Here is a 14,119-nt window from a genome sequence, read left to right as displayed (position 1 = left end):
AATTCCTCCAAAATTTTATATTTGGAACAATAAAGATAAGACTAACATTAGTATAAGTCGGTTCTTTCTAAAAAGCAATTATTTTTTAATTTTATTTTAATGTTTTTTGAGGATTAGATTTAATAAGCAAATTAGTTGGCGACATCTTCTGGACTTACTGCTGAAGAACCTACTTCTTCACCATTTTCCATTTCGATGATGTAAGCAGTTTTCACTGGGTTGTGGTTTTCATCAAATGAGAATGTACCAGTTACCCCTTCAAAGTTAGTTGTTTCAGATAAGGCATCTGTGATCGCTTGACGGTCATCTTCGCCCGCACGTTCAGCTGCATCTGCTACTAAGTAAGCTGCGTCATAACCTAAAGCATCAAACATGTTTGGTGCTGAACCGTATTCTGCTTCAAAGGCTTCAACGAATTCAGTTGTTTTATCAGTTGCCCCTTCACCAGTTGTGTAGTGAGCAGTATAGTAGAAGTTATTCACGTTTTTAGCGCCAGCTAATTCAACGAATTCTTCAGCCCCGAAACCATCTGGTGCTAAGATTGCTGATTCAATACCCATTTCACGTGCTTGTTTCACAATTGAACCACCTTCAGTGTAGTAACCAGCGATAAAGATTACATCCGGGTTCTTAGAAGCGATGTTATTTAAAATTGAGTTGAAGTCAGTATCACCTGAAACGTAAGATTCAGTTCCGACTACTTCACCTTCAAAGATGTCATCGAACTCAGCTGCTAAGTTTTGACCGTAGTCAGAGGAGTTATCTTGGATGATTGCTGCAGTTTCGTAACCTTCCTGGTTGGCAAATTCCGCTAATACAGAACCTTGGAAAGCATCTTGGAATGGCACACGGAATACGTAATCCAACACATTACCAGAGCTATCTAATGTTAATGAGTCACCTGTCGCTGCTGGTGCAACAATTGGCACACTTGCGTCAGTCGCTGTTTGGATTTGTGCTTCAGTTGAACCTGTTGTATCAGAACCCACTAAAACGGAGATGTTTTCTTCATCAATTAAACGAGCAGTTTGCGTAGTTGATTCAGTTGCATCTGACTTGTTGTCTACAGAGATGTAGTTCACATCTTTACCTAAGACACCACCATCTTCGTTGATTTCTTTGAAAGCTAAGGCTGCACCATCATTGATCGCAGTACCGTAAGCAGAAAAGGCACCTGATAAACCAAAGTTACCACCGACATTGAAAGTTTCGTTGTCTGCAGTGTTTGAAGCGCCTGAATTGCTAGTAGAAGTCGCAGCCCCACAAGCAGCTAAAGTGACGGTAGATAGTAAAGTTAAAGCTAATTTTTTAAATGTCATCTATATGTCCTCCCTAGAACGTAATTGATTTTAATTTTGCCTCATGTTCAAACCCAAGCGCTACATCATTATTTGCCATAAAAAAAACGACAGCCTCTTTAGGACCGTCGTTCTAACCAAGGCCCTCATTAACGAGAAATAGGACCCTACACATTTGTAGAATCCCCTTAGTTAATAATAATAATAATGTTAGCAAAGGTTGACGAAACAAGATTATTGACATTGTATGATTGTTTTACAGCTGTTTTCATCATGTTCCACTCCCTTTCTAATTTGTTCTTAATGAGTTGCTATTAATATAACAAAGTTTTAAAAGGCTTACAAGCCTTTTATTAGAAATTTGCTAGAAAATCCGGAGATTCTTTTTTAAAGTATAAAAGTACTAAAGCCTATTCTGGCGCTACTGCAGTTGATCCAACCACTTCATTATTTTGAATCTCTTGGATGTAGGCTGTTTTATTTGGTGTATGGTCTTCTTTCATTGTGATCGCACCAGTTACCCCTTGGAAGTCAGTGGTGTTAGCAATCGCTTCAGCAATGGCTTGGTTGTCTTCAGAACCCACTTCTTCTACCGCATTTGCGTATAGGTAAACCGCGTCATAACCTAGGGCAGCAAACTCATCAGGCGCTTTACCGTAAGCTTCTTCAAAAGCTGCTGAGAATTCTTGAGAGGCTTTTGAAGCATCCTCATCTGAGGCAAAATGAGACACGTAGTAGATGTCATTCATGTTTTCTTCACCCGCAAGTGAGCTCAACTCTTCTGATGCCAAACCATCTGGTCCAACAATCGCTGCTTCAATACCCATTTCACGTGCTTGTTTGATGATTGTTCCCGCTTCAGTATAGTAACCAGCAATAAAAATAACATCAGGATTTTTAGATTTAATATTCGTTAAGATAGAAGAGAAGTCTGTATCGCCTGATACATAAGATTCAGTTGCCACAACATCCCCTTCAAAGGATGCAGTAAATTCGTCTGACAAGATTTGTCCGTAATCTGACGAGTTATCTTGCATAACCGCTGCCGTTTCATAGCTTTGGTCATTTGAAAAACGTGCAATTGCGCCCCCTTGGAAGGAGTTTAGGAAGGCTACCGAGAACCCATATTCATAAGCTTCACCATTTGAATCCAAGGTCGCCCCATCACTTGTTACCGCTGGCCCAATAAATGGCACTTGTGCTTGTGTAGCTGCATTAATTTGCGCTTGGAAGTTAGCGGTCAATGACGGCCCAACAATCGCTGATACGCCCTCTTCATCAATCAAACGCGCCGCTGCTGACGCCGATTCATTTGCATCCGACTTGTTATCCACTTCAATATATTCAATTTGCTTGCCGTCGATCCCACCAGCTTCATTGATCTCTTCAACCGCTAGTTTCGCTCCATTATTAATATCATTCCCGTAACCAGCAGCAGAACCCGTTAACTCAAAGTTCCCACCAATTTTAATCGTGTCCTCACTCGTATTAGAATTCGAACTAGAAGTCTGCGTCAAATTTCCACAACCCGCAATCACCATTGTTGAAAGCAACATGACTGAGAAACGTTTAATCCCTTTAATATTCATCATAAATCCTCCTATATCTCCGCTACATATTTTATTTTTAATATAATTACCAATCCCTTTTATTGAAAAAGGACATCCCTTAACTCAAAACCTTCCCCTTCATTCCCATCCCTCTTCTTAGCTAACTGATCCCAATAAAAAAGCCGGCGCTTCGTGAGATACGAGCCACCGGCTAATTAGCTAGGCCCATATTTCATAGAAAAAAGGACCCTACATCATGTTGTAGAACCCTAACTAAGCTAATAAAAGTAATAAAGATGCGTGAGAAATACTAAACGGATTTGAGGCCCAAATAGCCATCGATGATTTTTCGTTCATGTTAGTCATGGTACCTCGCTCCTTTTCGTTTTTCTGAGTTGTCTATAATATACCAAATTAAATTCTAATAATAAAGCTTTATTTTAATCATTTTATCATTTTTTGAAATCGTCTACTTTATAGCTCTGACTTAACTGTGATCGCATAATTTCGCTAAAAATTGGCATATTCCTGCTTATTTTCCTTTTTCCTATTGATTCCAGCTAATCCTTCCCGGTGGTCTATATAATGATAGTAAAATCAATAAAGCTGTGAATCTCTGATGTCTGTAATTCAAATAATCATTTTGGTGATGATTATGCTGATAGGGTTTGTCGCTGAACGCCAACAATTTTCTGCGACCACATCCAAAGCGACATGGCGCAAATGATTACAGTCGTCACAGCGCCTGCCCTGATCCTATCCACCATCAATTCATCCGGTGATTTAGGGACCAAAGGCGACGCCGTTAACTTCCTAATCATTGCCTTTGTCACCTGGATTATTTTCATTACCACTTCCTACTTCGTGCCTAAATTATTAAAAGCACCTAGAAGCATAGCCGGAACGGTCCAATTTCTAACCGTCTTTCAAAATAATGGTTTCATGGGCCTCCTTTTAATCCTCACCTTATACGGGCCTGACGCCACATTCTATACCTCGTTCATCAATATCCCAACCAATTTCTTTATCTATTACTTTGGAGTCTGGGCCATGTCACAAGGCAATGATACCGATTTACATCCTAAACAATTGGCAAAACGACTCTTACTTTCAACCCTTGTCTCAGTCGGACCTATTCGATTACTGATTAATGCCTATAGGTTTAGTTTACAAATTAAAGAAGGCTGTCTCCTTTAATCGAGACAGCCCTCTTTTTGTATCCTATATTATTATCGATTATTTACGTTTACGTCCTGGTAAGGCTAAACCTAATCCAGCAACGATTGCTGAGAAGGCATACCCAAAGTCACCTGCTGTGAATCCAGCTTTTGGCAATGTAGCCGCAGCCGCTAAAGCTGCTTCTTTTTCTTCAGCTTTAGATGATTTACCAGGTGTTTTAGGATCAGCTTTATTTGCGTTATCTGCTTTTTCTGTTGTTTTACCTGTTGAACCAGCTTCAGTTGAACCTGATTGTCCATCCGTTTTACCTGAAGTAGTCTCTTTTTCTGTACCCTCTTCTGCAGGAGTTTCCGCAGATGGGGTTTCCTCAGATGGGGTTTCCTCAGATGGAGCTTCTTCACCTGGCACTTCTTCGCCCGGCACTTCTTCGCCTGGTGTTTCACCAGCTTCAGCTAGTAAAGCATCGTAGTCCGCAGTTAACATTGGGATGATTTGGTTTTGTGGTAATTCGTCAGCGTAGTCTGCTAGGTTTACGACGCCAGTTTCCATTGCATCCATCACAACACGGTCTAACGAAGGTCCTTCTTCACGTTCACCAGATAGCATCGTATAGCCGTCACCGCCTTGTGCTAAGAAGTCGTTAGTTGCCATGAAGTAGCTATCACTTGCGTCATCAGCCACTAATTCAAATTCACCTGTTTCACGGTTTAAGATGTAAACACCTAATATACGTTGACCTGCTTCTAATGTTGGGTCGAAGTAGATTTTGATGTCAGAAGATACTTGTAAGAAACCACCTAAAGCCGCTAAGCTTGGTAAGTTTGAGTCTTCATCGATTGCTTCTACAGTGTATTGACCATCAGAAGAGGAATAAGATTCAGTCACAGTCGTTGCTGAGTAAGCCAATTCAAACATATCGTAAATTGTTTCACCAGTTACTTGGATTTGAGAGATGATGTTACCAAATGGTAAAACAGCAATCACGTCGCCTTCAGTGATTGGTTCACCTTGAACGATTTGGTCACGAATACCACCACCGTTGATCATAGCGAAATCAGTTGGGTTGTTGAAACCACCGTTACGGCCGTATTCAACCATTGCGTCGGTAACGTATGTACCTGAGTTTGTTTCGTGTGAACGCACGTACTCACGAACACCGTTAAACCAGATTGGATTTTCTTCAACGATCACACGACCTGTTTCTTCTTCAAAAGCCGCAGAAGCTTCATCAACAATCGCTTGAACTGTTTCATTTGTACGGCCAGCAGTTACTTGGTTACCCTCTTCGTCAAATTCATAACCAATTGTTTCTAAGGCTGTTTGTGCATCCACTAATTGACCTTCTGATAATGAAGGATCAACAAAGTTCAATGTCACTAAACCAATGTTATTTAAAGCAGTACCAGTTTGTTGTAGTAAAACATTACCATAACGTTCATTGGCAAAAGCTGTATGAGAGTGACCATCTAAAATGATAATTTGGTAAGCATCGAATGCTGCAACGTCATCTAAAGCCGCTGCTAAAGCAGTTGCGCGCCATTCTTCATTTGTTGTTGCATCTACACCTAAGTGAGATAAGAGGATAAAGGCGTCCTCAATCGTTGTTTGGTCTTCGATTAAACGGCTAATTTCATTAACTGTTGTATCAATTGGAGATAAGAACTCAATGTTTTGAACGTTATTTGGATGTGTTTTAGTCGCTGTTTCTGGTGTTGTTACCCCAATGACACCTAAGTTATACCCTTGTGTCGCAACATTTGTAGAAGGTTCAAATACTAATTCTTGGCTATCTGCATATACAGTGTTTACTGATAATACAGGGAAACCAGTTTTGTCTTGATAACCGGTTGCAACATCTTGACCGAAGTCAAATTCGTGGTTACCCACTGCCATTGCGTCATAGCCAGCTTCGTTCATCGCTTCAGCCATCGCTGCACCTTCATCATGGTTAGATAAAGGTAAACCTTGGAAGGCATCCCCAGCATCTACAATCACATCTGCGCCTACTTCTTCAAAGTATTGGGCTGCATTTGCGATACCAATTACACCGTTAGCTTGTTCAGCACGACCGTGGATGTCATTTGTGTGGGCAATGGTAATTTCATCCACACGACCGTCACCATCAGTATCTACGTCGCTTGTTGGAGTCGTTACAGGTGCTTCAACGGCTACTTCTGACACTGTTAAGTCCTCAGTAATCACGTCTTCAAGAACTGGATCTACAATTGTTGATTCTTCAACGACAGGTTCAGCAGCTACTTCTTCTGTTGTTTCAGTTATTGCTGAAGATTCTGCTGTTCCGCTTGCTACAGATTCTTCAACTGCTGTTTCACTTGCTACTGTCTCTTCATTTGTTGGTACTTCTTCAGCAACCACTTCAGAACTTGTAGCTTCAGTACTTGCGGCATTTGTTGCAGGTGTTTCTACGACGGCAGTTACTTCTGCTGCTTCAGCTTGAGGTGTAGCTGCTAAACCAACGATACCTGTTGCTGCAATTGATAACACAATACGACTAGTAGAAATAAAATAACGTTTTGACATGTTCTCCTCCTCATATAAAACCCATTAAGTGTCCCATTTAGTATCATACCGACTAAATGTTAATATCGCTATTTATATGGTGTAAATTTTGTGTAAATAATATTTTTAAAATAAAAAAAGCAGGTCTCCTATTGCCGGAAATCTGCTTTTTATAGAATGACATTGTAAAATTTAACTACTTACAGGAACTTTGATACCTTGATCATATTGATTATCTAACATACCACGTTGGCAGTATGCGATGTCGTCTTCAATGCGGCAAATCTTAACCAATTCGTTTTGAACGAATTCACCGTCAGGAATTGCACTCTTTGCCTTGTATACCATTTGATCAACTAAGACGCGGATTTCGCCTGATTGATCTTTTGTCACAGGTTCAACGACAATTGCTACCCTATTCATCAACATTACTATCTCCTAAATATATAAATACAGCCATTAGTCACGCTTATTTTATATTCTTTATTAAGGTATGTCAAATATTGCCAAGTTACACTACCTCATCATCTTCTAATAAAAAACACATTATTGTACTTGATGTTCACTTAAAATCCATTCACCCTCATATAATTGGGTGTCTATTTCTTTTAAGTCTTCAGCAATTTCTGGGTTAAATGGCATATGGTCAAGAACGTCCTTATGCAATTCTAGACCGGGTGCCACTTCAGTTAAAACCAATTTCGCTTCCTTATTCAACTCAAATACCGCTCTATCAGTCACAATAGTTATCTTCTTACCCGCCTTAACTGCTTTTGACCCATTGAAAGTAACATAAGATAGGGCATCCGTAAACTTACTTTTATTTCCTTGTTCATCAATTACTAGTTGGCTATTTTCAATATGACTTTTATCTTTCACCATAAAAGGACCTACAAAAATAATTTGCTTTGCCCCTTCCGCAATGTCCATCATGCCACCAGGGCCCATAATACGGTTACCCAATAAAGTCGTATTCACATCTCCATTTTGGTTTATTTCACCAAATCCAAGTACTGTTGTCTCTAGTCCGCCACCATGGTATAGGTCGAACATATCACCAGAGTTAATGACTGCCTCTGCATTATAATTTGGTCCATAGTCAAAACCGGGAGCAGGCACCCCACCAACAGCTCCTAAATCTGTGGTGAAATGATATTGATCCAGTAAATTGGCTTCATAAAATAAATTAGATACCATACAAGGAAGTCCAACTCCTATATTAATAATCGAATGCCGCTTCAATTCCAAAGCTGCCCTACGTGCAATCACCAATTTAGGGGACAACGGGGCTGGTTTTATTGGCAAATAACGGCTACGAATTTCATTTGAAAGCAACGGATTATAGTTTGTAGCAAAAGTTTGTTGATGATACTCAGGTGTGCCTTTATACACGTAATCTACTAAAATCCCTGGTACAAGAACGGATTTTGCCTGTAAACTATCTCTTTTAACTACTTGTTCAACTTGAGCAATGACGATTCCACCAGAATTCTTAGCTGCAATAGCCATTGTTAACGCTTGAAGATTCATGGGCTCATGGTTAAAGGCCAAGTTCCCCTTCTCATCAGCATACGTTGCCTTAATAACGGCTACATCAATGCCAATGCTCTTGTAAAATAACCACTCTTCGCCTTGTAGATTTTCAACTACCATTAAATCATCTTGCTGACGAGCTTTATCAGACATTTTTCCGCCAGACTGACGAGGGTCTACATAGGTATCAAGTCCAACTTTTGTCCACACGCCCGGTCCTTTTTCCGCAGCATTTCGATAAAGTAAACCGATCGTTCCTTGCGGTATAATAAATAGTTCAATTTGATTATTCAAGGCAGCTTGCCCAGTTAATGGGGCTCCGTGGATATGAGATCCGATATAGCGTTTGAGTAATCCAGGTGCTAACAATAAGTCAATCCCCGTTCCCTCACCGCGACTGAGTCCTGCAACTGATATCACAGTAATATCTTTTGGATGACTGGTTTGCTCATATTGCTGACGTAATGCGCCAAAAAATTCTTCCGCCAAACCACCAATACCACTAGTTGTGAAAGCAATACGTGCCTCATCTTTCACTAAGGTGACAATTTCTGTTACTGAACGTACCTTACTTTTCATAGTCCACCTCTAAATTCTTTTTAATGCTTCAATAAAAATAGCGGACTAAGTTTTCGCACCCGGTCCGCCACAAGACTTTTAAACAAACTATACAAAGGCGCTAAATCCTGTTAAATGTCGCCCTATAATCAAACTGTTCACTTCATGTGTGCCTTCGTAGGAATAAATGGCTTCTGCATCTCCAAAATATCTTGCAACTTCCGTATCAACAGTAATACCATTTCCTCCGCAAATTTCTCTACCCAATGCTACAGTTTCCCTTAATAAACGAGCATTTTGCATTTTAGCAATTGAAGCTGGCACTTCAGCATATTTCCCCTCAGTTTGAAGTTCAGCTAAGCGATAAGATAAGGATAAGCCAGTTGCAGCATTCGCTTGCATCCTCGCTAATTTTTCTTGGGTAATTTGGAATTGGCTAACTTTTTTACCGAACTGTTCTCGCTGTCCCGTATATTTCAAAGCCGCTCTTAAGGCACCCGCATGCCCACCTGTTGTGATATGAGAAACATCTGCGCGTGTTGCGTAAAGGATACACGAAACATCTTTAAAAGATCGGATATTTGGTAATCTAAAAGCCTCAGCTACCTGTACATTCTTTAAATGAATATGACCATTTTGTACCAGTCTTAGGGCTATTTTCCCATCAATCTTCTCTACGGTAAGGCCCTCGGTTGCGGTTGATACCATGAAGCAAAGGATATCATTATTTTCAGGGTTACGGGCAAATATTGGTATGAAATCTGCTGAACCTGCGCCGCCAATCCAACGTTTCTCACCATTTAGTAGCCAGTTATCGCCATTTCTTACTGCTGTTGTCGCCATACCACCAGCTATATCTGACCCGTGATCAGGTTCTGTTAAGGCAAAACAAGTCTGCCACTCAAAACTAGTAAATTTTGGCGCGAAGTAATCAATTTGTTCCTGACTTCCGCCTTGCAGTAAGGTAGTGAATCCTAGGCCCGCATGGACAGTCATAAAAGTCGCTAAGGACATATCCGTTCTTGCTAATTCATAATAGCGGAAAAGATTAAAATATTCACTCACTTTATATGGTTGCTGGCTTTCTTTGAATAAATCAGGATGATTCATTAAACCTAGGTCGCCGACCGCTTTAAACGCCTCAAAAGGAAAAGTCTCTTCTTTCCAGTGCTGTTTTAAAGTAGGCGCTATTTGATTTTCTAATACTTGCCGCAATTTGCTCAACAATTCAACTTCTATTTCAGTTAATTTTTGGCTGAAACCATATACGTCTTCAGGATATAAATCTGAAAGTATCTGCTGTTTATCCATATGCCTACCCTCCTACTTAAATACAGCCGAAAGGTTAGTCATATAGGCATGTCGTTCTTGGAAACCATTAATAAGCTCCTCAAATATTTCATCAACTGTCATAATCTCGTTAATCCGCCCCACGCCTTGACCCATGCTGAGTTGTGCATGTTGGACATCCCCATTTTGCATCGCTTCATAAGACCTACGCCCTGAAATCAAAGGCATTAGTGTTTCTAGTGTCGCTCCGTCTTTTTCTGCTTGAAGGATTTCTTGAGCCATTTCATTATTAGCCACACGCATAGCATTTCTTAAAGAGGTCATTGTTAAAACAGTCCCATTTTCTGGTATCTGTAATAAGGCCTGGCGATAAGTATCCGAAGCATTCACTTCTGGTGTTGCTAGAAATCTAGTGGACATTAAGACACCATCTACACCTAAAGCCATAGCGGCATATAGGCTTTTACTATCCACAATCCCACCAGCAGCCAATACAGGTACAGATATTTTCTCTACCGCTTTAGCCCAAAGTACTGGACCAGAAACAAGGTCTACTCCTGGGTGGCCACCACCTTCAGCACCAACAAAAGCGATTATATCAGCCCCATCTTCCTGTGCCGCTAATCCATGGCGGATGGAGGTAACTTTATGAATCACTTTAATACCAGCATCTTTCAATGGTTGGATAAAGTTTCTTGGTCGTTGACCAGAAGTTTCAACTACTGGTACCCCCTCTTCAACCAAGACTTGAATATAATCCATAATCACTTGTGGCATGGCTACTTCAGGTACTAATGAAATGTTGAAACCAAAGGGTTTATCAGTTAAAGATTTCATTTTTTGGACTTCAGCTCTTAAACTATCGACATCCGGGAAAGCCATGGACGGTACTATACCAAGTCCACCAGCATTTGACACAGCTGAAGCAAGTTCAGCCAGCGACATATACTGCATTCCCCCTTGGATAATTGGATACTGAATATTGAGCATTTCAGTGACACGCGTTTGCATATTGGATCGCTCCTTCTCATATTAACGATTAGAGGTTATCAAATAGGCCTGCACTTATCATGAAAGTTCATTGTCCGTACCGTATTTATCTAATAACCACTAATTAAGCTTCATCTAGAAAATCATATTTAAGACTTTCATTTTCTAGATAGAAATTCTCTAAAATAGATTGGTAAACAAAGTTTTCAACTTTTGAATACCCTGCTTTTTTCTCACGTACTAAGGTTGGAATATAGGGAATAGGATCTTCAAATCGTTTCTCCACAATCCCCATCTGATTTAATTTTGAAATAAATAAACTAAAATATACCGTTGGCAAAAGGGCAACTAATTGATTATAGAGGACTGTTTCAATCATGTAATCCCAAGAACCTGAAGTAAACAATTGAATCGCCTTAGAATCATGGGTACGCAATTTTTCCCTAACCAAATCGTGCACAATGTCTTCCTTATTATAAGTAACATAATGATAGCCATCTAGATGTGACCATTTAAGTAGGCGTTTCGTCCTTAAAGGATGGTCTGGTCCCATAAAAGCCACAATTTCTGTTCTCACTAATTGATGTGATTCATATTTATTTTCATCTAATATCTCAGGTGGTACTAGGACTGCCATATGAACCATATTATCTTGTAGCATCTGGTATAAATCATTGGTCCCAGCTTCCACAATTTCAATGTGGGCATCTGGATTTTCAATGAGGAATTGTGGAATAAACTTATTAAAGAAAAACCTTAAGTAAGTTGGGTGAATCCCAATCTTGATGCGCCCCTTGTGGACGAGCGATTCTTTCTCAATCACTTGTTCTAGATTGCTGTATTGATTCAGGACCTTTAAGGCTGAACTATAAACGCGCATCCCCGATTCTGAAACGCTTACAATTCTTCCGTTCTTTCGGTTAAAGAGAGACACACCTTGCTGTTTTTCAAAGTTTTTAATAAATTGGCTTAGCGCTGACTGTGAGACAAAAAGGTTATCTGCGGCAACTGTTAAATTACCATTTGATTTTACAATTTCCACAAAATACTGCATTTGGTTGATGTCCATATTTATTGGCCCCTTTACGTTTCTTCTTGCCAATAGTTTAACACACCAGCCTATTTTCCTTTAAACTGAGGCTTTCTTTTCGCTAAGAAAGCAGTTACTGCCTCGCGGTGATCTTCAGTTAAGGAAGCCTTACGCATATATTTCGCTTCTAATTGGTTACTCTCTAAAGCTTGTGGATATTGTAGGTCATACATTATTGCTTTTTGATAAGCTATAGCTACAGAAGGACTAGCAACAAAACAACTAGCCAAGTCCAAAGCGGATGCTAGTAAATCTGCATCCGGCACTACTTGATAGGTTAGGCCATATTTTTCAGCTAACTCAGCTGTGATGGGTTCATTTAACATAACATGACGATTGGTACGGTAGGTCCCAATTGACTCACTCAAATTAAACAGTAAGCTAGTATCCCCTGGAAAAGCCATCTGAATGAAGGCTGTCACTAATTGTGCGTTTTCTCCCATCAGGATAAAATCACAAGCTAAGGCTAAACCTAACCCAGCACCAGCTGCTACACCGTTTACGGCCGCAATCACTGGTTTAGACGACCTACGAACTGCTGCAACCATTTCTCCCGTTTTAATCACACCTGATTCGGGAATACCTTCACCAGACGCCGCCAAGTCTTTAAATTGGCGAATATCCCCACCAGCGCAGAAGTATTTTCCAGCCCCTGTAATTACAATCGCCTTTACATCTGGGTTCTCTTCAACGGATGCTACGGCATCAATCACTTCCTGATAAGTTGTTTCAGAAAAGGCATTGCCGGAAGCTTCACGATTAAAGGTAATCCTTGCAATTTGGTTCTCAATGGTAAATAAAATTGTTTCAAACATTGATTTACTCCTTTGCAAAATGGGCGAAGGACTAGCCAAGCTAATAGAATTCCAATAACTTAGCGAGTCCTTATACCATCTTGTCTAGTGAATATACTCAAAGATACCAGCAGCACCCATACCAGCACCTATACACATAGACACCATGCCGTACTTACTATCTTCACGCTTGCCCATTTCAGCTAGTAACCTTGATGTTAAAATCGCACCTGTTGCCCCTAGAGGATGCCCTAGGGCAATCGCTCCACCATTCACATTAGTGATGGATTGATCAATACCTAATTCACGTATAGACGCTAAAGCTTGGGAGGCAAAGGCTTCATTTAACTCGATTAAATCTAAATCATCTAAAGTTAAGCCAGTAAGTTCTAAGACCTCTGGAATGGCATAGGCTGGGCCAATCCCCATATATTTTGGATCAACGCCAACAGCCTTAAAGCCAACAAAACGAGCAATTGGTTTAACCCCTAATTCTTTGACTTTATCGCCTGACATTAAGACAACAAAACTTGCACCATCAGAAATTTGTGAAGCTGTTCCTGCTGTCACAGTACCATCTGCCTTAAAGATTGTCCGCAATTTTCCTAAAGTTTCCATTGAAGACTCTGGTCGAATCCCTTCATCTTGATCAAAGATTTTTTCTTCTACCTGTGGGCCATGTTCTGTATAGCGCACTTTATGGGTAGTAACCGGTATAATCTCATCCTTGAAACGACCAGAAGTTTGTGCTTTGTGGGCCCGGCGATGACTTTCTACACCAAATGCATCCTGGTCTTCGCGACTAACCTTGTATTTACTTGCTACGTTTTCAGCAGTTAACCCCATTGGATAAGACACACCCGAATCTTCTGTTTGTAAGGTTGGGTTATTTGTTGGTTCATTCCCACCCATCGGAACTGCACTCATAAACTCAACACCACCAGCTACTAGCACATCTGATTGACCAGCCATAATAGCATTAGCTGCTATAGCAATTGTTTGCAATCCCGATGAACAATAGCGGTTCACTGTTTGACCAGCAACTGTATAAGGTAATCCCGCCCGTAAGGCAATTGTACGGGCAAAGTTCATCCCTTGCACACCTTCTGGAAAGGCTGATCCGACAATGACATCCTCAATTAAAGCTGGATCAAAGTCACCTTCAATACGGTCAATGACCCCTTTTAATACTTCAGCAGCAACATCATCTGGACGATCATTGGCTAGGGCCCCATTCGGCCGCCCTTTACCAATCGCTGATCGGCCATAAGAAACGATATAAGCATCTTGCATCATTCGTTCATTCCTTCCTAATTT

General features: G+C 40.5%; 11 protein-coding genes. 1 reads left to right on the top strand and 10 read right to left on the bottom strand.

All coding sequences use genetic code 11. From position 1 onward, the window contains the following. Window positions 1-131: 131 nt before the first annotated feature. Window positions 132-1,319, bottom strand: a complete 1,188-nt coding sequence (locus A6J77_RS05355; protein WP_083068831.1) for an ABC transporter substrate-binding protein — start codon at window positions 1,317-1,319, stop codon at window positions 132-134. Window positions 1,320-1,708: 389 nt separating this feature from the next. Then, window positions 1,709-2,887, bottom strand: a complete 1,179-nt coding sequence (locus A6J77_RS05350; protein WP_083068829.1) for an ABC transporter substrate-binding protein — start codon at window positions 2,885-2,887, stop codon at window positions 1,709-1,711. A gap of 648 nt (window positions 2,888-3,535) precedes the next feature. Here A6J77_RS05350 and A6J77_RS05345 point away from each other — a divergent pair. Beyond that, window positions 3,536-4,045, top strand: a complete 510-nt coding sequence (locus A6J77_RS05345; RefSeq protein ID WP_227645186.1) for an AEC family transporter — start codon at window positions 3,536-3,538, stop codon at window positions 4,043-4,045. Window positions 4,046-4,084: 39 nt separating this feature from the next. Here the strand turns inward: A6J77_RS05345 and A6J77_RS05340 are convergent, their stop codons facing one another. From A6J77_RS05340 to A6J77_RS05305, 8 genes are all read right to left on the bottom strand, one after another. Then, entirely contained in the window at window positions 4,085-6,568 is a 2,484-nt protein-coding gene (locus A6J77_RS05340) for a 5'-nucleotidase C-terminal domain-containing protein (protein ID WP_083068825.1), read from the bottom strand. 171 nt (window positions 6,569-6,739) lie between these two features. Continuing rightward, window positions 6,740-6,970: a hypothetical protein gene (locus A6J77_RS05335; RefSeq protein ID WP_227645128.1), complete on the bottom strand. Its 231-nt coding sequence runs from the start codon at window positions 6,968-6,970 to the stop codon at window positions 6,740-6,742. Between the two features lie 123 nt (window positions 6,971-7,093). After that, complete coding sequence (locus tag A6J77_RS05330) at window positions 7,094-8,659, bottom strand: CoA-transferase (RefSeq protein WP_083068821.1); 1,566 nt, start codon at window positions 8,657-8,659, stop codon at window positions 7,094-7,096. A gap of 87 nt (window positions 8,660-8,746) precedes the next feature. Beyond that, complete coding sequence (locus A6J77_RS05325; protein ID WP_083068819.1) at window positions 8,747-9,949, bottom strand: acyl-CoA dehydrogenase family protein; 1,203 nt, start codon at window positions 9,947-9,949, stop codon at window positions 8,747-8,749. A gap of 12 nt (window positions 9,950-9,961) precedes the next feature. After that, window positions 9,962-10,939: an NAD(P)H-dependent flavin oxidoreductase gene (locus A6J77_RS05320; protein ID WP_083068817.1), complete on the bottom strand. Its 978-nt coding sequence runs from the start codon at window positions 10,937-10,939 to the stop codon at window positions 9,962-9,964. Window positions 10,940-11,042: 103 nt separating this feature from the next. Next, the gene (locus A6J77_RS05315) at window positions 11,043-11,987 is read right to left on the bottom strand and encodes a LysR family transcriptional regulator (protein WP_083068815.1); all 945 of its coding nucleotides are present in this window, start codon (window positions 11,985-11,987) and stop codon (window positions 11,043-11,045) included. Between the two features lie 50 nt (window positions 11,988-12,037). Beyond that, window positions 12,038-12,823: an enoyl-CoA hydratase/isomerase family protein gene (locus tag A6J77_RS05310; RefSeq protein WP_083068813.1), complete on the bottom strand. Its 786-nt coding sequence runs from the start codon at window positions 12,821-12,823 to the stop codon at window positions 12,038-12,040. Window positions 12,824-12,907: 84 nt separating this feature from the next. Then, window positions 12,908-14,095 carry a thiolase family protein gene (locus A6J77_RS05305; protein WP_039934675.1) on the bottom strand — a complete coding sequence of 396 codons (1,188 nt, stop codon included), beginning with the start codon at window positions 14,093-14,095 and terminating at the stop codon, window positions 12,908-12,910. Between the last annotated feature and the right edge of the window lie 24 nt (window positions 14,096-14,119).

Origin of the sequence: Aerococcus viridans, from assembly GCF_002083135.2 — a bacterium.
Taxonomy (GTDB): Bacteria; Bacillota; Bacilli; order Lactobacillales; family Aerococcaceae; genus Aerococcus; species Aerococcus viridans_C.
Note: the sequence above shows the minus strand (reverse complement) of the source record. Positions and strands in the feature narration are given on the sequence as shown.

Coding starts and splice junctions, on each gene's coding strand:
- A6J77_RS05330 (WP_083068821.1), bottom strand. CDS start 8,659: ATGAAAAGTAAGGTACGTTCAGTAACAGAAATTGTCACCTTAGTGAAA.
- A6J77_RS05310 (WP_083068813.1), bottom strand. CDS start 12,823: ATGTTTGAAACAATTTTATTTACCATTGAGAACCAAATTGCAAGGATT.
- A6J77_RS05320 (WP_083068817.1), bottom strand. CDS start 10,939: ATGCAAACGCGTGTCACTGAAATGCTCAATATTCAGTATCCAATTATC.
- A6J77_RS05350 (WP_083068829.1), bottom strand. CDS start 2,887: ATGAATATTAAAGGGATTAAACGTTTCTCAGTCATGTTGCTTTCAACA.
- A6J77_RS05335 (WP_227645128.1), bottom strand. CDS start 6,970: ATGAATAGGGTAGCAATTGTCGTTGAACCTGTGACAAAAGATCAATCA.
- A6J77_RS05315 (WP_083068815.1), bottom strand. CDS start 11,987: ATGGACATCAACCAAATGCAGTATTTTGTGGAAATTGTAAAATCAAAT.
- A6J77_RS05325 (WP_083068819.1), bottom strand. CDS start 9,949: ATGGATAAACAGCAGATACTTTCAGATTTATATCCTGAAGACGTATAT.
- A6J77_RS05355 (WP_083068831.1), bottom strand. CDS start 1,319: ATGACATTTAAAAAATTAGCTTTAACTTTACTATCTACCGTCACTTTA.
- A6J77_RS05305 (WP_039934675.1), bottom strand. CDS start 14,095: ATGCAAGATGCTTATATCGTTTCTTATGGCCGATCAGCGATTGGTAAA.
- A6J77_RS05340 (WP_083068825.1), bottom strand. CDS start 6,568: ATGTCAAAACGTTATTTTATTTCTACTAGTCGTATTGTGTTATCAATT.